Here is a 19,829-nt window from a genome sequence, read left to right as displayed (position 1 = left end):
ACTTATATTCCTCCTACATTTAAGAGCGTGCAGTAAAAACAAAATCCATTATAACATACTCATAAGGTCGATATGGAAGGGACACACTAAAGGGGAAGTAACGGCAAGGAGGAATTTGTTATGGCAGAGCGTCAATCACTTGAAGCATACATTACACAAGCTGAACAAGCGATGGAATATGCAAAAGAGCAGTTAGATATTGGAAGTAGACAAGAGCATTACAATACAATGGAGTATTCAGATGCGCAGTTAAAGTTAGAACAAGCTTATAATGATTTACAAGTGATGCAGCAATATGCGAATGATGAACAGCGTGAGCAGTTAAATCGTGCACGTATGGCAATTAGACAATTGCAACATCAAATGATTATTACGCCGCACTAATAAGGAGTGAATGAAAGTGGCAAAACGTTCTGATCAAAATAATCCAGAGCAAAAAACACAAAATGGGCATAACGCTGAGTTTTCAAATGAACTTGACCCAGTTGTTCAGGCGAAACAACGTAATCGTAAAAAAGGACAACCTCAAAAATCGAAGCAATCCGAGTAAGTCAGGTCGAAGTATGACCTGGCTTTATTTTGTAATCTTACGTACTGGACGATTACAAATTTAAAGAAATCAACGATGCGACAAACAGCTTCAGAAATGGAGCTGTTTGTCTTGTGGCTTATAAAGCATGATGAAAGTCGCTTTTTTATAGGGAAATATATTATACTTGATAACCGAGAAAAGATTGGGAGGAAACAATAATGATTGCACATATTGGCACAGTAGCGCTCTACGTAGATGATCAACAAAAGGCACTTGAATTTTGGACAGAGAAAGCTGGATTTGAAGTATATCGTAATGACCCAATGGGGCCAAATGCAAGCTGGATTGAAGTAGGACCAAAAGGAACTCGGTCACACTTAGTTATTTATCCAAAAACAATGATGCCAAATGCAAATGAGTTAAAAGCATCAATTGTATTTGTAACAGACAATATGACAGAGACGTATGAGACAATGAAGAAAAACGGTGTGGAGTTTAAACAAGAGCCCAATGAAATGCCTTGGGGAACTTTCGCAATCTTTCAAGATAATGAAGGAAATGAGTTTGTGTTAAAAGGTTAATAGAATGAAAAGCTGAGCTTATGTAAGCTCGGCTTTTTATATGGTGTTCAGGGGAATATATGGTATATCCATTGTGAAAATATTAGCTCGATGAATATGGGATACTACAATCAAAAGCAAAAGAAAGTTTATAAATTTACATAAAGTTAATAAAAAATCCAAACTTTATTTACAGACGAATGTTAGATTGGTTATGTCGAAAACGATATATGGAGGGGCAACAATGACTAATCTTCGTAAGAGAATGATGGGATTTGCATTAGTAGGAATGGTAACATTAGGTTCATTAGGTGTAGGGAACATGATGAAGGATCATCAAGTAAAAGCTAAGGATAAAAAAACAGGGGAGCACCCTACAAATGTAATTATGATGGTAATGGATGGGACAAGCTCTTCAGCTACAACATTAGCTAGATGGTATAAAGGTGCACCTCTTGCATTGGATCAAATCGTATCCGGGGGTGTTCGTACTTATTCGGCAGAATCGGCTATTACTGATTCTGCACCAGCAGCAACTGCTTTGGCGACAGGAAATAAATCAAACTCAAGGTATGTGGGTGTATTACCTTCTACGGTGAATTCACCTGGCCTAGAACCAATCAAAGAAGAAGAGAAGTTTCGTCCAGTTGCTAACGTCTTAGAAGGTGCAAAACGTTCAGGGCGTGCAACAGGAATCGTTGCTACGGCGGAAATTCAGCATGCTACTCCGGCCGGTTTCTCTGCTCATCATGCTAATCGCAATAATTTTGAAGTGCTTGGTGAACAACAGGTTTACCAAAATATGGAGGTTGTATTAGGTGGAGGAAAGGCGGCACTGCAACCTTCGACAAGTAATGGAATCCGAAAAGATAACGAAGATTTAGTAAAAGTGATTCAAGATAAAGGGTACGACTTTGTTGAAACAAAAGATGCGTTATTAAAATCTAAATCAGATAAAATTTGGGGCTCTTTCTCCAATACTGCACTTGCATTTGATATGGATCGTGAAGCAACCAATCCTGAACAGCCAACACTTTCTCAAATGACGGGTAAAGCAATTCAAACATTATCAAAAGATAAAGATGGTTTCTTCTTGTTTGTAGAAGGCAGTAAGCCAGATTGGGCAGCACATGCCAATGACCCAATTGGGATGATTAGTGACATATTAGCATTTGATGCTGCGGTTGCAGAAGCATTAGAGTTTGCGAAAAAAGATGGGAACACTATGGTGATTGCTGTAGCTGATCATGGTAACAGCGGGATTTCCATTGGTAATAGCAATACTACTAAAGGATATGATACCACACCAGTGTCTGCCTACATTGATCCACTGAAAAAGGCAACAATGACACTTGAAGGTGCTACAAATAAACTAAAAGATGATTTATCTAATGTAGAAGAGGTAGCTACGCTTTACGGTTTAGATAACTTAACTGATGATGAAAAAGAAAAGTTAAAAGCTGCACAAAAGAAAGCTGATGTAGGGCCAATTCTTACTAAACTATTGGCTAATCGTGCAAATATCGGTTTTACAACAGGTGGTCATACAGGTGAAGATGTATTTTTATACTCTTACGGTCCACAAAAGCCATACGGTTTAGTCCAAAATACAGATATTGCGAAGACAATGGCTAAAGTAATGGGCTTTAACTTAGAAGAATTAACAAACAAATTATTCTTAGATGCTGAATCAGCCTTTAAACAAATTGGTGCAACTGTAACGATTGATAAAACAGATGTAACAAATCCGGTGCTTGTAGTAAAACGAAATAAAGCGGAGGCTCAATTATTTGTTAATAAAAATATGATTCGTATTGATGGAAAAGATTATGAATTAGGAAGCGTCGTTGTAGAAAGCAACGGAAAATTCTATGTACCTGAAAAAGCAATTCATCTATTCAAAAAGCATTCCCGCTGAAATAAAAAACAATAAAACAGTCCACCACTTAACGAAGTGGTGGACTGTTTTATTGTTACTTTTCTCTCTTTTTTAACTTCTTTTACTTTGGAGAATGTTATCTCGAAAAGACTGGAAATGTGTCTATGCTTATTTCGAGGTTAACGCTCCATACACGTATATATAGGAGAATAAAAAACGGAACAATAACAAAGGATTTTGAGTACATTCGATTGGATATCGAGCAGTTACAGTCTGCTGAAACAGATGAAATGAAACGTATATCATCTTAGTTTGGTAGGCATGGGGACGTCCTTATGTTTTTATATATTACAAAAATGTAAGGTAAATGTAATATTAAGCAATGGCAGATATTCTGGAAAAGAGGCAAAATAGGAAACAGAAAATATGTAGGAGGATGTATATGAGCAAATCAGTTGTAGACGTAAAAAACGTCCAAAAAGTGTACGGTAAAAAAGGTGAAAATCAATCTTATGCTTTAAAAGGTGTATCGTTCTCGATTCAAGAGGGAGAATTTGTTGGGATTATGGGGCCATCTGGTTCTGGGAAAACAACATTACTAAATGTTATTTCAACGTTAGATAAAGCAACAGGTGGTGTTGTTGAAATTGCAGGAACGGATATTACAAAGATGAAGCAAGGAGAGCTATCTGATTTCCGTTCTCAAACATTAGGATTTATCTTTCAAGACTTCAATTTACTGGAGAACTTAACGATTTATGAAAACATTGCTCTTCCGCTATCACTGCAAGGTGTTCCATCGCGTAAGATTGGACCGAAAGTAGAAAAGGTAGCAGAAATGTTAGGAATTTCAGCGATACTTCAAAAATATCCATCTGAAGTATCAGGCGGACAAAAGCAACGTTCAGCAGCAGCACGTGCTCTTGTGCATGAGCCAGCTATTATTTTAGGGGACGAGCCAACTGGAGCGCTTGATTCTAAAAATGCAACAAGCCTTTTAGAAGCCATGAAGAATCTAAATGAAGAACAAGGTGTATCCATTATGATGGTAACGCACGATCCATACAGTGCAAGTTACTGTGAGCGTATTTTATTCATTCAAGATGGTGAGTTATATAAAGAGATTCGTCGAAATGGGACACGTGAAGATTTTTATAAAGAAATATTAGATGTGCTTGCAGATTTAGGCACAAAAAAAGCGTAAGAAAGGAGGCAGCAGGATGTTATTTAAGCTGTCCATGTCAGGATTAAAAAGTAAGCTGAAAGATTATATCGTCTTATTGATTGGTCTTGTCATGTCTATTTCAATTTTTTATATGTTCCAGACGTTAGCGTTGAATAAAGCATTTCTTCAATCTAACTCGGTCATTCAATCTATTACTTTCGTCTTTCAAGCTGGTTCGTTTTTACTAGCAATTATTACGTTCTTTTATATTTTATATGCGAATTCTTTCTTATTATCGCTTCGCCAAAAAGAATTTGGCATGTATATGATGTTAGGAGCAAAGAAACATAAAATTACTTTGCTTATGTTTATGGAAACAATCATTATTGGAGTTGCCTCTCTAGTAATTGGGATTATAGTTGGTGCAGGGCTTGCACAAGGAATCGGTCAATTACTAATGAAACAATTAGAGTTTACTGGAAGTGGCTATCAAGCGTTTTATATGCCATCGATGACTGTTACTTGTATTTTCTTTTTTGTACTATTTGTATTATCAGCAATTATGAACAGTATTAAGTTATCACGCATTTCCGTTTTACAACTTGTTCATGCAGATGCACAAGCAGAGCGCTTTAAAGTGAAAGGAAAACTAACTGGTATTATTGCGTTACTTGCAGTTATTTTATTAGGAATCGGATATGCTTCCATGATTTATATGGATAAGTTAAAGCAAATGGGCATTATTATTGCGCTAATTACAGTAACATCAGGAACTTACATGCTGTTTGGAGCACTTCTTCCGGTTATTATTAAAAAGCTAAAGAGTAACAAAAAACGGAATGAAAAAGGATTGAATGCCTTTACATTTGCACAATTAAATTTCCGTATTAATAGTTTAACAAGAGTACTTGCAACAGTAGCGATGTTAATTGCACTTGGTGCAGGAGCCATTTCTGGCGGGATGGCGTTTAAAAATAATGTAATGAAGACAGTGGATCTTTTTGAAGTGTATGATGCGGTAATTCATAATCCAACAGCTGAACAAAAGAAAATTTTAGACGGGATTTCATTTCAAGAGAAGAGCGAATATCGCTATAAAGTAGACGATAAATTTGTTTACTATTTAAACGAAGATTTAGAAAGAAATCGTCCGCTTATAATGGATACATCTAATCGTGAAAATGCGACAAGTTTAAAAGATGTTGCCAAGTTTAAAAAAGTGTCTGAAGAACTTCCAGTTGGAGCAATTTCAGGTAGAAATGAAAAAGATCCTAACGCAAAGGTACTACCAGAAGATTGGAATGAAGTATTCTATAAAATAGAACGTTTCTATGTCCATCCTGATCATACCGTAAAAATTGTTGATAAAAAGATGTATAATGATATACAAGGTACAGAAGGTATTGTATTTCTTGGAAAAACAGATGATTTTATCACATACACAAAAGAATGGAAAAAACTTGACGAATTGCAAGTAGCGAAATATAAAAATGTAAAAGAAGAAGGTTTGCAAAGTAAATATACACTGTATACAGGATTTTACACGATTGCTAGCGGGACAGTATTTATGGGGTTCTTCCTTGGAATTGCTTTCTTAGCAATGATGGCAAGTTGCTTAATGTTTAAAATTCTCTCTGGTGCATCTAAAGATATTACACGTTATCAAATGCTTCGTAAAATTGGAGTGCGCCGTGAGTTATTAACAAAATCCATTTATAAAGAGTTATTTTTCGTATTCTTATTTCCGGCGATTGTCGGTATTGTCCATGTATTAGTTGGGATGAATATCTTCGGGTTTATTTTAATTGATCCGTACTTCCGCATTTGGATTCCAATTGTTATTTTCGTAGTCATTTATGCAATTTACTACTTGATTACAGTTCAATTGTATAAAGGAATTGTTCTTCCGAAAGAAGAATAAGGAAAAAAATACCGAGCAGAGAATGCTCGGTATTTTTTCTACTATTATCTGAATTTCACCAACTATTAATCAGTTGCCTTCCTATTTAAAAACGACTACAATTTTACTGTTATATAAGAACGAAAAAAATAGAATAGGAGGGGACACTATGCCAAGAAAAGTATGGCTATTAGTAGCTGGGATGATTATTAATGTCACGGGTGCTTCTTTTTTATGGCCTTTTAATACAATTTATTTACATGATCATTTAGGGAAATCTTTGTCAGTGGCCGGAATGGTATTAATGATTAACTCACTTACGGGTGTAATTGGAAATTTGCTTGGTGGTACATTGTTTGATAAGTGGGGCGGATATAAATCGACGTTACTTGGAATTGTGATTACACTTGTTGCCATTTTAGGTCTTGTATTTTTCCATGGTTGGCCATTGTATGTCATTTGGCTTGCGTTAATTGGTTTCGGTTCGGGAATGGTCTTTCCATCGATGTATGCAATGGTTGGTGCAGTTTGGCCAGAAGGTGGAAGACGTGCATTTAATGCGATGTATGTTGGACAAAACGTCGGAATTGCTGTTGGAACAGCATGCGGTGGCTTAGTTGCTTCTTATCGTTTTGATTATATTTTCTTAGCAAACTTTATTTTATACTTCATTTTCTTTTTAATTGCTTTTATCGGTTTTCGCGGTATGGAGGATCAAAAAGAGCAAAGTCTACAAGCAGAAGTGAAAACGAACAAAGGATGGTCGCTTACACCGGGATTTAAAGCACTTCTTATTGTTTGTGTAGCATATGCGTTATGTTGGGTTACGTATGTACAGTGGCAAGGTGCCATTGCAACGCATATGCAAGAGTTAAATATTAGTTTGCGTCATTACAGTTTATTATGGACAATCAATGGAGCGATGATTGTTTGTGCACAGCCGCTTGTAAGTATGATGATTCGTACGATGAAGCGTTCTTTAAAGCAACAAATTATGATCGGAATTGGTATTTTTGTAGCCTCATTTCTTGTATTAAGTCAGGCGGAGCAATTTACAATGTTTCTTGTCGCGATGGTAACATTAACAATTGGAGAATTATTTGTATGGCCGGCTGTTCCAACAATTGCAAATATACTGGCGCCAAATGATAAACTTGGTTTTTATCAAGGCGTTGTCAATAGCGCAGCAACTGTAGGGAAAATGTTTGGACCAGTTGTTGGTGGAGCGATTGTTGATTTATACAATATGGAAGTATTGTTTATAGCAATTATGGTAATGCTTGTAATAGCGTTTTTTGCCACAAGCATTTTTGATAAGAGAGTAAAAGTGGAAGAAACAGCAGACGAAAAAATTGCAGTTTAGTTTGACGGAACATTTAACATGTTTTAGAATATATTTAAATTCACTCATATTTTTAATAACAGCGAGAAGGAGTAGTAGTAAGCGAAACGGGTTTAGAGAGTTGACGGTTGGTGCAAGTCAATCCATGTTTCATTATGAACTCGCCTTTGAGTTGCGATTGTGAACTTAAGTAGCAATGGCCGTTCATCCACGTTACGGATTTAAGTGAATGTAAGTATTTACATTAATTTAGGGTGGTACCGCGGGAATCTATAACCTCTCGTCCCTTTTTAGGGATGAGAGGTTTTTTGTATTTTAGGCGGTGAAAATAAATTGTATTTTAAGGAGGGAATCTCATGAGCTTTAATCATCAAGAAATTGAGAAGAAGTGGCAAGCGTATTGGGAAGAGAATAAAACATTCCGTACGCCGGATGAGACAGATAAACCAAAATTTTATGCATTAGATATGTTCCCATATCCATCAGGTGCCGGTCTTCACGTAGGACATCCAGAGGGATATACAGCAACAGATATTTTATCACGTATGAAACGTATGCAAGGGTATAATGTTCTTCATCCAATGGGATGGGATGCATTCGGTCTTCCAGCAGAGCAATATGCACTTGATACGGGGAATAGTCCAGCAGAATTTACAGAGAAAAATATTAACACATTCCGTAATCAAATTAAGGCACTTGGCTTCTCATACGATTGGGATCGCGAAGTAAATACAACAAATCCGAATTACTACAAATGGACACAATGGATTTTCTTAAAGCTATTTGAAAAAGGTTTAGCTTACGTCGATGAAATTCCTGTAAACTGGTGTCCAGCACTTGGTACAGTGCTTGCGAATGAAGAAGTAATTGACGGTAAGAGTGAGCGCGGTGGACATCCTGTTGAGCGTCGTCCGATGAAACAATGGATGTTAAAAATTACTGCATATGCAGATCGTTTACTAGAAGACTTAGATGAGCTTGATTGGCCAGAAAGTTTAAAAGATATGCAACGCAACTGGATCGGACGTTCTGAAGGTGCGGAAGTACATTTCAATATCGACGGTACAGATAAGAAGTTCACAATCTTTACAACGCGTCCTGATACATTATTTGGAGCAACTTACTGCGTACTTGCTCCAGAGCATGCACTTGTTGCAGAAATTACAACAGAAGATCAAAAAGAAGCTGTAGAGGCTTACATTGATGTTGTAAAATCGAAAAGTGATTTAGAACGTACAGAGCTTGCGAAAGAAAAAACAGGTGTATTCACTGGTGCGTATGCAATCAATCCTGTAAATGGAGAGAAATTACCAATTTGGATTGCTGATTATGTGCTTGCTAGCTATGGAACAGGTGCTGTAATGGCAGTTCCAGCTCATGATGAACGTGATTATGAGTTTGCAAAAACTTTTGATCTTCCAATGAAAGAAGTTGTAAAAGGCGGAGACATTACGAAAGAAGCATATACAGCTGATGGTGAACACATCGATTCTGCATTCCTTAATGGTTTAAATAAGGAAGAAGCAATTGCAAAAATGATCGAATGGCTTGAAGTAACAAGCGCAGGAAATCAAAAAGTAACATACCGTCTTCGTGACTGGTTATTTAGTCGTCAACGTTATTGGGGTGAGCCAATTCCAGTTATTCATTGGGAAGATGGTACAATGACAGCGGTGAAAGAAGAAGAATTACCGTTAGTTCTTCCAAAAACAGATAATATTCGTCCATCTGGAACAGGTGAATCACCACTTGCAAACATCGATGAGTGGGTAAATGTTGTAGATCCAGAGACTGGTAAAAAAGGCCGTCGTGAAACAAACACAATGCCGCAATGGGCTGGTAGCTGCTGGTACTATTTACGTTATATCGATCCAAACAACAACGAAGCACTTGTAGATCCTGAAAAAGCAAAACAATGGCTTCCTGTTGATATTTATATTGGTGGGGCAGAGCATGCTGTACTTCATTTACTATATGCTCGTTTCTGGCATAAAGTATTATATGATATCGGTGTTGTTCCAACGAAAGAGCCATTCCAACAATTATTTAACCAAGGTATGATTTTAGGGGAAAATAACGAGAAAATGAGTAAGTCAAAAGGCAACGTTGTAAACCCTGATGACATCGTTGCAAGTCATGGTGCTGATACACTTCGTCTTTACGAAATGTTCATGGGACCATTAGATGCTTCCATTGCTTGGTCTGAAAACGGTCTTGATGGAGCTCGTCGTTTCTTAGATCGCGTATGGCGTCTATTCGTTCAAGAAAACGGTGAATTAAGCGAGAAAATTACAGATGCACCGAATAAAGAACTTGAAAAAGCATATCATCAAACAGTGAAGAAAGTAACAGAAGACTATGAAGAGCTTCATTTTAATACTGCAATTTCTCAAATGATGATGTTTATTAATGATGCATATAAAGCAGAAACGCTTCCGAAAGAATATGTAGAAGGTTTCGTGAAGTTACTTGCACCAGTTGCACCGCACATTACAGAGGAACTTTGGAACAAGCTTGGCCACAATGAAACAATCACATATGCAAGCTGGCCAACATTTGATGAGTCTAAACTTGTAGAAGATGAAGTGGAAATTGTTGTTCAAGTAATGGGCAAAGTTCGTGCAAAATTGAAAATGAAAAAAGACGCATCAAAAGAAGAAATGGAACAACTTGCACTTGAAGAAATTAAAGAACAAATTGAAGGGAAAACAGTTCGCAAAGTAATTGTCGTTCCTGGAAAACTTGTTAATATTGTTGCAAACTAATGGAAAAGAGCAGTCCTTTATAAGAAGGCTGCTCTTTTTTAGTGGAAAAAAGATGAATTCCTATACAGACAAACACCTATTCAATTGTGTGCAATATGATAAAAAAGGTAGACTAAACTTGAGAAGAAGAGGTGAAAGAAATGAAAGGGATGGATAATAACGCACCACATGGATTTATGATTAGTGGAGACCATCACTATGCTCCGATGTTAATTGGCGGAGGAGCAGGAGGATTCCCGACATCTGTAGCTGGTGTGCAAACAGGAATACCAGGGGGAGCACCAGGTTTTCCAGGAGGATTCTCTCCAGGGGCTGTAATGGGTAGCCAATTAGGTATACCAACTGCATTTCCAGCACCAGGCATTGGTGTTGTAGCAGGTACAGGAGGAGTGAATCCATATGGTGTTTACGGACATCATGGACACCACGGACATCATGGACACCACGGACATCATGGACACCACGGACATCATGGACACCACGGACATCACGGACATCATGGACACCATGGACATCATGGACATCATCAAGTATATCCACAAGCTGCAGCATATCACACGTATCATCATCAAGGTCAACACCATCACCAAGGGCAGCATCATCAAACTTGGTACGGCGGAGCAACAAGGGATTCTAAAGGCACAGATGTTCATGCGGGACATAACGGATATTAATGATTGGAATCTATCACATATAAAAAATTCTCTTGTGCGCAAGGGGATTTTTTTATTGGGCATAGTAAGGTGAGGAGGTGTTACATATGGGAAAAGGAAGAAGTAATAATGCTGGTAAAAAACAGCCGAATTTTGATGATTCATCTAACTTTGCTAAGCAAAGTCAACCGACAGAGAAAAAGAAGAAATAGTGAAAAGGAGCTATCTCGTTTGGATAGCTCCTTTTTATATGATTTTATTTCGATGATTTTGCTAATGCCTCTTGGCGTTGACGCTCGATTTCTGCGCGAAGTTGTGGTTCAGGTGCTTGCCAACCTTCTGGTTTTAAAATTTTACCGTCTCCTTCGCGGAAACGTGGTTTTCCATCAGGGAATAACTTTGCCATATTGGCATTGTTCACAATTTCAAATCCTTTATCTGGACGTACGCCCATTTCTGCAAATGTTCCAAATGCAAAATAAATAAGATCGATTAATGCATCATATTGATCTTCTAGAGTTGTTGCTTCTAAAAACTCTTCTAACTCCTCTTGCATAAAGCTTGCACGAATTTTTGCACGTTCTTCCGTTAATTTTGTTGGTACATCTGTAACGGGGTGTCCGAATACTTCATGCATTTTTGCGACAAGTTCATATCCTTTATCTAGACCTTTTTCGTTAGACATGTTGTTTCATCCTTTCTTACTATGTGCCGAATTCCATTGTAACATAAGATCTTTGTTATTCTTCTTTCTTTATGAAAAATGATACAGCGAGATCGATTCCGAATATTCCGATAAGAAGTGATGGAATGACAATGAGTAAATAACGGATGAAAGAAACGTTTTTTAAATATGTATGGGCAAATAAAAAGACCACGAGAAATAGAACCCCATTTAAAATAGGTTTTATCGATTTTTTTAACATAAGCTCCCCCGTAACTCCTTTTTCTCTATGTAAGGCATAAAAAACTCCCCTTCTCCGTTGTACCATGCTAGAAGGAGGAGTTCAATCTTTATGTTATATTCTATTATTCAATAACCCCTGAATTTGTAATATTTACTTTATATTGCACTTTAATAGGTACATCTTTATACATTGCTTTCCATTTCTCTAATTTGAATGGTCGATAGTGCTGCCTAAATCTTGCCCCAAGGCCGATGGGATCGACATCCAAAGATTGAAAATGTTTAATGAGTTTTGCTGCTCTTGTATTGAGTTGTTTTTCGATAGATCTAGCAATTTTTTGTGTATTCTTCTTATTTTCCAAACTGAATTTTCTGGATAATTCTTGAATACGTGCGTCAAGTTTCACTGTAATGAGAAAAGAAGGTCTACCGTTTTTTACATGTACTTGGTACGTAGGGGCGGAGCGAATATTATTAATGATTGTGTATCCAGGGTTTGTTTTGAATTCCTGTGAATCTAATCGATGTTTTTCAACTAATCCTTTAAATACAAACAGATCTCGGTGATTGATTTTTCCGACATATTTATCTTTCTTGAAAAGAGCAATACCAGTAATTTTTATTTTGTCTTTGCTTTTTTTAAGATAGGAATATAGTAGTCTTGACCTACGCGGTAATAACGGAATGCACCTAAATATACATTGTCAGTTGGCAAAGGACCAGTTTGCATATTATGTTCCAATAATTTTTTTATATAAATTGCAACATTTGATGACGTTGTATACTTTTCTTCAAATAGTTCACGCCCATTCCCATCTAATAAGGCAACATATAAGGCGTTTCCGACATTTACATCACGAATGAGCGTGTCAAATGAAGTGGACAATCCTTTTTTAGCAATGTTCATTGTGAACAGAGCAACGCGCATTTGGCCGCTTGCAAACGGTTGAGAAGATGTTAAAGCAGTATCGGCTTTTACTTGTTTTACGGCATTCCCTACTCCTTCAAAAACTTGAACTTTATTTCCTTTTTCCTGCACAGGACAAACAAATGTTACTTTTACTTTATCATCTTTCGCTGTATCAAAAACCGCTCCCTGAATGAGCTGAATATCATCAATAATTGTTTTTTGTAAGCAACCAGTCATACTAAACATGCAGAAACAGGAAAGAAGAATTACTTTTGTTTTGATTTTTTCCATTTTCTTTTCACCCACATAATAAGAAATAAAATCGGGATGTACATATAAAGAACAAAAAAGCTCGTATGAGATATCATGCTAATAAAATCATTAATATCGTGTCGATTTGTTAATAGTTGTGAAATAATGATTGTAATGAACAAAAGAGCAATTAAAATCTGTTTTTGTTTCACACGAAAGACTTCATATGTACCTCTTGTTGCAGCCCATAATGGAAGTAAGAAGCTTGGCATAATGACAAGAGCGTAAGCAGAGATTGCAATGTATTCTAAGCGCTCAATAAAGGGAAGTTTAATAACTTGCGTCATAGAAAGCTGCGGCCATATTGTTTGTAATAACTGCTTTTCACTAAAAAAAGCAAAGGCTAGCATAGTACTGAATACGTATAAAAGGTTAGAAAATAGTGCGCCATATTGTGCAAATTTATGAGACTTTTGTGCCCCTTTTACAAATGGATAAATCATAAGGTATACTTCAAATCCAGTCATCGTGTAAATAGAGGATTGTGATGCTTTTAATATATCCTGAACAGAATGAGAAAATATGGGAAGTAAATTTTCCCAATGTGCATATTTTAGAACAAATAAACTAAGGAAAATATACCCGAAAATTCCGGCGATAGAAATTACGCATATGCCAGTCATAACGCGAAATCCCGATGAGATAATGTAATAGCTGAGTAAGCAGAAGAAAAAGGTTAATGTCCATGTAGAAGCGGTAGGAAACATCCATACTTGAACAATTTCGACATATGTTCGGATAACGGAAATGCTTACAATGAAAAAGTAAGCCATAAAGAGTAAGTTTATTCCTGTTCCCACCCACTTTCCGAACAGTTCTTGATGTAAATCAATTAAATTCCCCTCATTTTCTTTTAATAAGAAATGCATCATCCAGATGAGAATGTGGATGGTCATTCCGATAATGAGAACTCCTATCCAACCATCGTATCCTGCGTGCTTTGCGTTGATGCGTGCAAAGCCTAAAACCCCCGCTCCAAATTGTGCACCATGAATTAAGAAGAAAACAAAGATAGGTGATATTTGATATTTTGTTTTAACTTTACTCATAAGATGCACCTCGCTTTATTCATCAAAATCAGATTTATGTTTTATTGGAATACCTTTTGCAGTCTTTTTTACGTGCTGTGGTCTTGCTTGTACATCTCTTGTATCAATTACAGACAGAGGAAATCGCACCCAAGAGTCCTTAAAGGATTGTTTCCTTGCTGGATAAAAGAGGGCATATGGTTTGCGTAAAGATGATAGGCGGAATAAATGGGTAAATAAAAAAAGAAATCCAAGTACAATGCCTAAAAGTCCGCCTAATTCTGCACTGATCAGAAATGGAAATCGTAATAATCGCACAGCATTTCCCATTTTATAAATAGGTGTAATAAAGGAAGCAAGTGCAGATAAAGCAACAATAATTAAGAGAATATTACTTGTTAAACCAGCTTCAACAGAGGCTTGACCAATTACAATCCCCCCTACAATACCGAGCGTTTGCCCTACTTTCATTGGGAGTCTGGCGCCTGCTTCTCTTAATAAATCAATTGCAAGTTCTAAAAATAGCGCTTCTATTAAAGGGGGGAATGGAACTTGTGCTCTGGATAAAATCAATGTTTCCAATAAGTCGCTTGGAATTAATTCATAATGATAACTTAAAATCGCAACATATAACGGGGTTGCACAAATCGAAAATAGAACGGCAATCAGACGTAAAATTCTCGAAAATGTAGCATACATCCAAGAGACGTTGTAATCTTCAGGTGAAACGAAGAAATCAAAATAAGAGACGGGCGTAAGTAAAACGCTAGGTGAGCCGTCGACAAAAATCGCGATTTTTCCATCGATTAAAGCCTTTGTTACTCTATCAGTGCGCTCTGTATTAATATAGAGAGGGAAAATTGACTTTTCACCCATTAATTCTTGAATATAAGAACTGTCATTAATTTGATCATATTTAATTGTTCGAAGGGACTCTTCTAAGAAAGCAACATTTTCTTTTTCAGCAAGGTTGTCTAAGTACATCATCACAACCTTTGTTTTTGAAAAAGCTCCAACGATAATTTCTTTCGTTTGTAATGCTAATACTGGGAGGCGTTTTCGGACTAAATTTATATTTGTATCAATATCTTCGACGAAACCCTCTTGTGGACCAACTACTGTTGATTCATTTAATGGTGCAGTTGGTGCTCGATAATTATCAATTGCGATATTTGCAAGCAGACATTTTTGATCTTTTTCATGTAACTGAACAATTGCGTGCCCCTTTAGGACCATATCTTCTATTTTTTGCAAATCATTTGTAATTGTAATTCCACTCATTGGAATGTGCTCTTTCAACTCTTCTAATGTAGAGCATGTGCGCTCTAATAATGTTGGCATTAAATATTTTTGTAACTTTTCACCGTCAAGTGATGGCCGATAGTAAGAAATCCAATATGGCATTGTTTCATCATCCGATGTGTGATAATTGACAAAGTCGCTAGATGCTTTCAATTTCTCCAACAAATCTTGAAGAGTGTGAACCTTTTCTTTCTTCGGTTGACTGAAATCATAAATGCTATTGTCACTAGTATGTGTATGGATTGCTTCTTGAACAGGCTGTTGCTTTTGTTCTTCTTGTTGAGAAGCTGGAACAAGATGCTGCTGCTTGCCCTGCTTAGCAGTTTCTTTTTTGATCTTTGCTGTTTTTTTCTTTCGTAACCAGTTCCAAATCATTGCTTTCTCCCTCTTTACCTTATGTAAGATGATGTTAGTTTATGGTGTATTTTGTTTCTTATACATATGTCTGGAAAGAAAACTGTTATATGAAAAAGAAGGTTTTCTTTTAGAGACGTGTAATCATTTTTATAAGCAAAATAGATTTGTTATAAAAATGATGGGGCTTGAGATAGAGTATGAAAAATAATCAAATATGTAAGAGCAACTGCCATTGTAAATGAAGAAATTGAGGTGTTTAGTAGATAGATTGGAAGAATAAGATGTTTGAAAGGGGAAATGGAACGTGTATGTGAAAAAAGAGTGTTTTTCTTTGAAACAATTTACATTTGCAAATAAAAAGAAAATTCCTATTCAAATGGGATACGAAACATATGGGAAGTTAAATAAGGAGAAATCCAATGCGATTTTAGTTTGTCATTATTTTAGTGCAACGAGTCATGCAGCAGGAAAGTATACGAAGAATGATTTACTGCCTGGATGGTGGGATGGATTAATTGGACCAGGAAAAGCAATTGATACGGATCAATACTTTGTTATATGTACGGATAATCTTTGTAATGTTCAAGTGAAAAATCCGTATGTTATAACGACAGGGCCAAAGTCAATGAATCCAGAAACTGGTTTGGAATATGGGATGGATTTTCCAGTATTCACTTTTTTAGATGTTGCTCGCATTCAATATGAATTAATAAAAGAACTAGGGATTAACAGGTTACACGCTGTAATTGGACCATCGGCAGGTGGGATGATTGCGCAGCAATGGGCGGTTCATTATCCACATATGGTCGAACGAATGATAGGTGTAATTACGAATCCGCAAAATCCAGTTGTAACATCTGTGAATGTTTTGCGGAATGCAATTGACGCCATTCAGTTGGATCCGAAATGGCAGGATGGGGCTTATGGGGAAGAACAACCAATTAAGGGATTGCATGTAGCAAGTAAAATGATGTTTATCAATGCGTTTGATGCTAAGTATTATGAAAAGGAATTTCCGCGTAATAGTACTGAAACAAAACCATATGAAAACTTTGATTCACCGACATCATTTGAGAAAGAGATTGATCGTTTAACGCTTCAAAGTATTCACTTTGTAGATGCGAATTCATGGATGTATACTGCAAAGGCAACATTATTACATGATATTGCATATGGATTTTCCTCTATGGATGAGGCACTTTCACAAATTGAGGCAAATGTACTGATGATTCCATGTAAGCAAGACGTATTACAACCAGCACATTATAATTATAAAATGGTTGATAGCCTGAAAAAACAAGGGAAATTTGCAGAAGTATATGAGATTGAAAGTACAAACGGACATATGGCTGGAGTGATGGAGGTCCATCTATTTGAGAAGAAACTGTATGAGTTTTTGAATCGCAAAATATCTAGTTTTGTATAAAGAAAGGTGCACATTTAGCAAGTAGCACCTTTCTTTATACAAACTTTAAACGGAAAATATACGTGGCAATGCATGCGCCGAAAAAAGCGATGCTAAGCAATAAAAGTAGGAATGAGATTTCTTGAAATGATAGCTTAGTATAATTTTTCTTCATATTTAATATAATGATAGCAAGAATAAGGAAAATAAGGCCCATAAAGAGAAATGAAAGTGTCATATCACTTCGCTCCTTTCTTAAAACAAGTATTATGAGAATACAATGTGAATATTAGCTTTGTAAAGTATAAATATTGATAAAAAGTTGAGAAAGAAATAAGAAGAGGTGCAGTTTCATTTCTTTGCGTTCAGCCATCAGCATGCTAAAATTGGTGAGTAAAGAGGAAATCTACTGTTTCAAAGTTTTATTGTATATAAGGAGGAACAATCGATGACAGAAGTAAAAACAATTACAACAGAAGAAGTACAAAAGCGTCTCGAAAATGGAGAGACATTATTTCTAGTAGATGTACGTGAAGATGAAGAAGTGGAGCAAGGAAAAATTCCAGAAGCTGTACATATAAAAATGGGTGATATTCCAAATAAATTGGAATTCTTTGATAAGGAAAATGAATATATTTTTATTTGTAGATCAGGAATGCGCAGTGAAAATGTATGCCACTATTTAAATGAGCAAGGATTTAAAACAGTAAATATGGTTGGCGGCATGCTGCAATATGAAGGAGAAATTAAATAATGAATTTATAAAAACTTGAAACGTGTCTGTTTCAAGTTTTTTTCTTATGCATACAGTGTACAAAGGAGGGGATCATTTGGGTGCACGAATTTGCAAGATGAAAATTATCAATAATAGAGGCAACGTGAATGTAGGCGATTATTGTAACCTTTCACCTTTAGGGGTCCAAAAAGTATATGCTGGTGCTGGCGGGGCAAGCATCGCTACTTTTTTAAATGGCAAACGTATGCAACCTGAAACGCCAAGAACGCCAGAGTTTTTCCCGCCATTAGAAACGAGTGAATTAACATTAGGATCATAAAGGAAAGGAGGAATAAATATGTCTGCTCATATTCAAAAATTTGTCATTGTAAATCAGTATGGAAATATATTTACAGGCGATCATTTAAGTGATACTTCATTTGTTGCTTCTAAAACATATAGTGGGGCAGTGGGACCGACGTGCATCGATGTTGTAACAGTAGTTGGTACAACATCAAATCTTTGCTTACAACCAGGTGACACAGTGACAACAACGTATACCAGAGGAACACAAACATCTGAAAGTCAAAATACAGGATTACAAGGGGAGAATTCCCCTGGAACTTTGCAAGCATTGCCAAATACAGATGCTTTTGATTCCGCACCTGATTTATCCCGCTATTTTAGGGCAGTAAGACTCCCACCTCAAGATGCAGAGAGAAGCAAGGAAGATAGGTGGGAGATTAACTGCCCGTAACAGCCCGATTGGTGAGGGCTCATAATCAGTGGGGGATGAAAAAAACCCCCACTGATTAAAGTTTCACTTTATAAGAAATAATCCCCTGATTGTAGGGGATTATTTCTTAAGTTGCATTGGCATGCGTTTTCGATAAATTACGTAGCTGCGGCGTAAATATTTGACGGGAACACTAAATACATGTACGAGTCTTGTGAACGGCCAAGTTGCAAAAAGGCCTAGCGCTGCAATAATATGAATTTTAAACCAAATCGGTACGTCTACCATATATTCTGCTTTCGGACTGAAAATGAACAGACTGCGGAACCATGGGCCAATTGTTGTACGGTAATCAAAGCCCTTTGAATCAATATTGAAAAAGGTAGAAGAAAGACCGGCTAACATAACAATGAACAGTAGAATGAGAGCTATATAATCTCCCTTTGTACTTGTTGCGATAATGCGTTTTACCGTAAAACGACGGTACATTAAGATTACTAATCCAACAATAGAAGCAATTCCAGCAGGAAGTCCGAAGCTAATAGCAATGATATGATAAGTATGCTCTGAAATACCGAGTGAGCGATAGACAGATTCCGGAATTAAAATTCCCATAATATGCCCGCCGATTACAAACATAATTCCAAAGTGAAAAAGAAGACTTCCGATTCGAAGTATTTTCTTTTCGAGCAGTTCACTAGATTTTGATGTCCAACCAAATTGGTCATAGTTATATCGAAAAATGTGTCCGCCTATAAAGATTGCGAAAATGATATAAGGAAATAGTACCCAGAAAAATTGATCCAGCATGTTTAGAGCGCTCCTTCCTCATTTGTTTGTACATCCCATGCATCAATAGCAAGTAGAACGGAAGCGATGATTGGTTCATATAGACAATTTGCTTCTTTTAATTGCTTATGCAAAGCTTGTATATTTTTCATGTACTTACTTATAAGCGGATCACAATCTTCTTCAGTTGCGTTTGCTAGAAATTCAAGAAGAAGTGGTAAGTAATCAGGAAGCTCCTTATCCGTTACCATAAAGCCAGCTTTTTGATAATGTTGTTTTAATTCTAGTAATTCAATTCCGCGTTCTCTTTGTTCACCTGTATTCATATAAGTTAAGTACAAATTTGTCTTTTTACCGAAGTCGAATGTATACACATAAGAGTCGATTAGTTGCTCATCTGTTTTGTTCTGTACTTGTTTTATGAATCTTGTAAGTAATGTGCGAATTTCTTCATTTGTAATCGTATGGATTGTTTCTTGTAGTTCGGGTAAAGCTTCTCTCCATCCTGCTTCAGGATAGGAGAGAAGGAAGGAAGTACAAGAAAAAGCGGTTTGTAAACTTTGTTTCATCGT

At 36.6% G+C, this 19,829-nt stretch carries 19 protein-coding genes, 2 pseudogenes and 1 other annotated feature; of the genes and pseudogenes, 13 read left to right on the top strand and 8 right to left on the bottom strand.

Features of this window, described 5'->3' with window-relative positions:
• Nucleotides 1-120 precede the first annotated feature (120 nt).
• The 9 genes from MR063_RS04910 to MR063_RS04870 all read left to right on the top strand — a co-directional run bounded on the left by MR063_RS04910 (nucleotide 121) and on the right by MR063_RS04870 (nucleotide 10,817).
• On the top strand, nucleotides 121-384 hold the full coding sequence (locus MR063_RS04910) for a YtzC family protein (RefSeq protein WP_242144203.1): 264 nt from the start codon (nucleotides 121-123) through the stop codon (nucleotides 382-384).
• 16 nt (nucleotides 385-400) lie between these two features.
• The gene (locus tag MR063_RS04905) at nucleotides 401-550 is read left to right on the top strand and encodes a hypothetical protein (RefSeq protein WP_003208774.1); all 150 of its coding nucleotides are present in this window, start codon (nucleotides 401-403) and stop codon (nucleotides 548-550) included.
• A gap of 200 nt (nucleotides 551-750) precedes the next feature.
• Nucleotides 751-1,113 (top strand): VOC family protein, encoded by a 363-nt coding sequence (locus MR063_RS04900; protein WP_242194641.1) that lies wholly within the window; start codon nucleotides 751-753, stop codon nucleotides 1,111-1,113.
• Between the two features lie 223 nt (nucleotides 1,114-1,336).
• A complete protein-coding gene (locus MR063_RS04895; protein WP_242194638.1) occupies nucleotides 1,337-3,010 on the top strand; it encodes an alkaline phosphatase in 1,674 nt (557 codons plus the stop codon).
• A gap of 403 nt (nucleotides 3,011-3,413) precedes the next feature.
• On the top strand, nucleotides 3,414-4,175 hold the full coding sequence (locus tag MR063_RS04890) for an ABC transporter ATP-binding protein (protein WP_242194624.1): 762 nt from the start codon (nucleotides 3,414-3,416) through the stop codon (nucleotides 4,173-4,175).
• Nucleotides 4,176-4,191: 16 nt separating this feature from the next.
• Nucleotides 4,192-6,057, top strand: coding sequence for an FtsX-like permease family protein (locus MR063_RS04885; protein WP_242194622.1), 1,866 nt, complete (start codon nucleotides 4,192-4,194; stop codon nucleotides 6,055-6,057).
• 148 nt (nucleotides 6,058-6,205) lie between these two features.
• Complete coding sequence (locus tag MR063_RS04880) at nucleotides 6,206-7,399, top strand: MDR family MFS transporter (RefSeq protein WP_242194577.1); 1,194 nt, start codon at nucleotides 6,206-6,208, stop codon at nucleotides 7,397-7,399.
• Between the two features lie 52 nt (nucleotides 7,400-7,451).
• Nucleotides 7,452-7,669: a binding site (T-box leader), on the top strand.
• Nucleotides 7,670-7,734: 65 nt separating this feature from the next.
• Nucleotides 7,735-10,143: a leucine--tRNA ligase gene (gene leuS / locus MR063_RS04875; protein ID WP_242194574.1), complete on the top strand. Its 2,409-nt coding sequence runs from the start codon at nucleotides 7,735-7,737 to the stop codon at nucleotides 10,141-10,143.
• A gap of 140 nt (nucleotides 10,144-10,283) precedes the next feature.
• Nucleotides 10,284-10,817 (top strand): hypothetical protein, encoded by a 534-nt coding sequence (locus tag MR063_RS04870; RefSeq protein ID WP_396021816.1) that lies wholly within the window; start codon nucleotides 10,284-10,286, stop codon nucleotides 10,815-10,817.
• Between the two features lie 235 nt (nucleotides 10,818-11,052).
• On the opposite strand, the gene MR063_RS04865 is transcribed toward MR063_RS04870, so the two are convergent.
• From MR063_RS04865 to MR063_RS04845, 5 genes and pseudogenes are all read right to left on the bottom strand, one after another.
• Nucleotides 11,053-11,481, bottom strand: coding sequence for a pyrophosphohydrolase domain-containing protein (locus tag MR063_RS04865; RefSeq protein WP_242194520.1), 429 nt, complete (start codon nucleotides 11,479-11,481; stop codon nucleotides 11,053-11,055).
• 55 nt (nucleotides 11,482-11,536) lie between these two features.
• Complete coding sequence (locus MR063_RS04860) at nucleotides 11,537-11,722, bottom strand: hypothetical protein (RefSeq protein WP_242194517.1); 186 nt, start codon at nucleotides 11,720-11,722, stop codon at nucleotides 11,537-11,539.
• Nucleotides 11,723-11,825: 103 nt separating this feature from the next.
• Nucleotides 11,826-12,904: pseudogene (locus MR063_RS04855) on the bottom strand (Ger(x)C family spore germination protein).
• On the bottom strand, nucleotides 12,880-13,974 hold the full coding sequence (locus MR063_RS04850; RefSeq protein ID WP_242194514.1) for a spore germination protein: 1,095 nt from the start codon (nucleotides 13,972-13,974) through the stop codon (nucleotides 12,880-12,882). Before MR063_RS04850 ends, MR063_RS04855 begins: the two are co-directional and overlap by 25 nt.
• Nucleotides 13,975-13,989: 15 nt before the next feature.
• Nucleotides 13,990-15,630, bottom strand: coding sequence for a spore germination protein (locus tag MR063_RS04845; RefSeq protein ID WP_242194511.1), 1,641 nt, complete (start codon nucleotides 15,628-15,630; stop codon nucleotides 13,990-13,992).
• 286 nt (nucleotides 15,631-15,916) lie between these two features.
• On the opposite strand from MR063_RS04845, the gene MR063_RS04840 reads away from it, so the two are divergent.
• On the top strand, nucleotides 15,917-17,038 hold the full coding sequence (locus MR063_RS04840; protein ID WP_242194503.1) for a homoserine O-acetyltransferase family protein: 1,122 nt from the start codon (nucleotides 15,917-15,919) through the stop codon (nucleotides 17,036-17,038).
• Between the two features lie 34 nt (nucleotides 17,039-17,072).
• On the opposite strand, the gene MR063_RS04835 is transcribed toward MR063_RS04840, so the two are convergent.
• Nucleotides 17,073-17,255: a hypothetical protein gene (locus MR063_RS04835; protein WP_242194501.1), complete on the bottom strand. Its 183-nt coding sequence runs from the start codon at nucleotides 17,253-17,255 to the stop codon at nucleotides 17,073-17,075.
• Between the two features lie 210 nt (nucleotides 17,256-17,465).
• Here MR063_RS04835 and MR063_RS04830 point away from each other — a divergent pair, with 210 nt between their 5' ends.
• The 3 genes and pseudogenes from MR063_RS04830 to MR063_RS04820 all read left to right on the top strand — a co-directional run.
• The gene (locus MR063_RS04830; RefSeq protein ID WP_242194498.1) at nucleotides 17,466-17,771 is read left to right on the top strand and encodes a rhodanese-like domain-containing protein; all 306 of its coding nucleotides are present in this window, start codon (nucleotides 17,466-17,468) and stop codon (nucleotides 17,769-17,771) included.
• A 97-nt stretch (nucleotides 17,772-17,868) separates the two neighbouring features.
• A complete protein-coding gene (locus MR063_RS04825) occupies nucleotides 17,869-18,072 on the top strand; it encodes a spore germination protein (RefSeq protein ID WP_396021815.1) in 204 nt (67 codons plus the stop codon).
• Between the two features lie 18 nt (nucleotides 18,073-18,090).
• Nucleotides 18,091-18,405: pseudogene (locus MR063_RS04820) on the top strand (hypothetical protein); the annotation flags it as partial.
• A gap of 183 nt (nucleotides 18,406-18,588) precedes the next feature.
• Here MR063_RS04820 and narI read toward each other — a convergent pair.
• Nucleotides 18,589-19,278: a respiratory nitrate reductase subunit gamma gene (narI, locus tag MR063_RS04815; RefSeq protein WP_242194492.1), complete on the bottom strand. Its 690-nt coding sequence runs from the start codon at nucleotides 19,276-19,278 to the stop codon at nucleotides 18,589-18,591.
• A 2-nt stretch (nucleotides 19,279-19,280) separates the two neighbouring features.
• The gene (narJ, locus tag MR063_RS04810) at nucleotides 19,281-19,826 is read right to left on the bottom strand and encodes a nitrate reductase molybdenum cofactor assembly chaperone (RefSeq protein ID WP_242194489.1); all 546 of its coding nucleotides are present in this window, start codon (nucleotides 19,824-19,826) and stop codon (nucleotides 19,281-19,283) included.
• Nucleotides 19,827-19,829 lie beyond the last annotated feature (3 nt).

Origin of the sequence: Bacillus cereus group sp. BfR-BA-01492 (genome assembly GCF_022662815.1) — a bacterium.
Classification (GTDB): Bacteria; Bacillota; Bacilli; order Bacillales; family Bacillaceae_G; genus Bacillus_A; species Bacillus_A cereus_BD.
The sequence above is the reverse complement of the archived record's forward strand: the minus strand, read 5'-3'. Positions and strand labels throughout refer to the sequence as shown.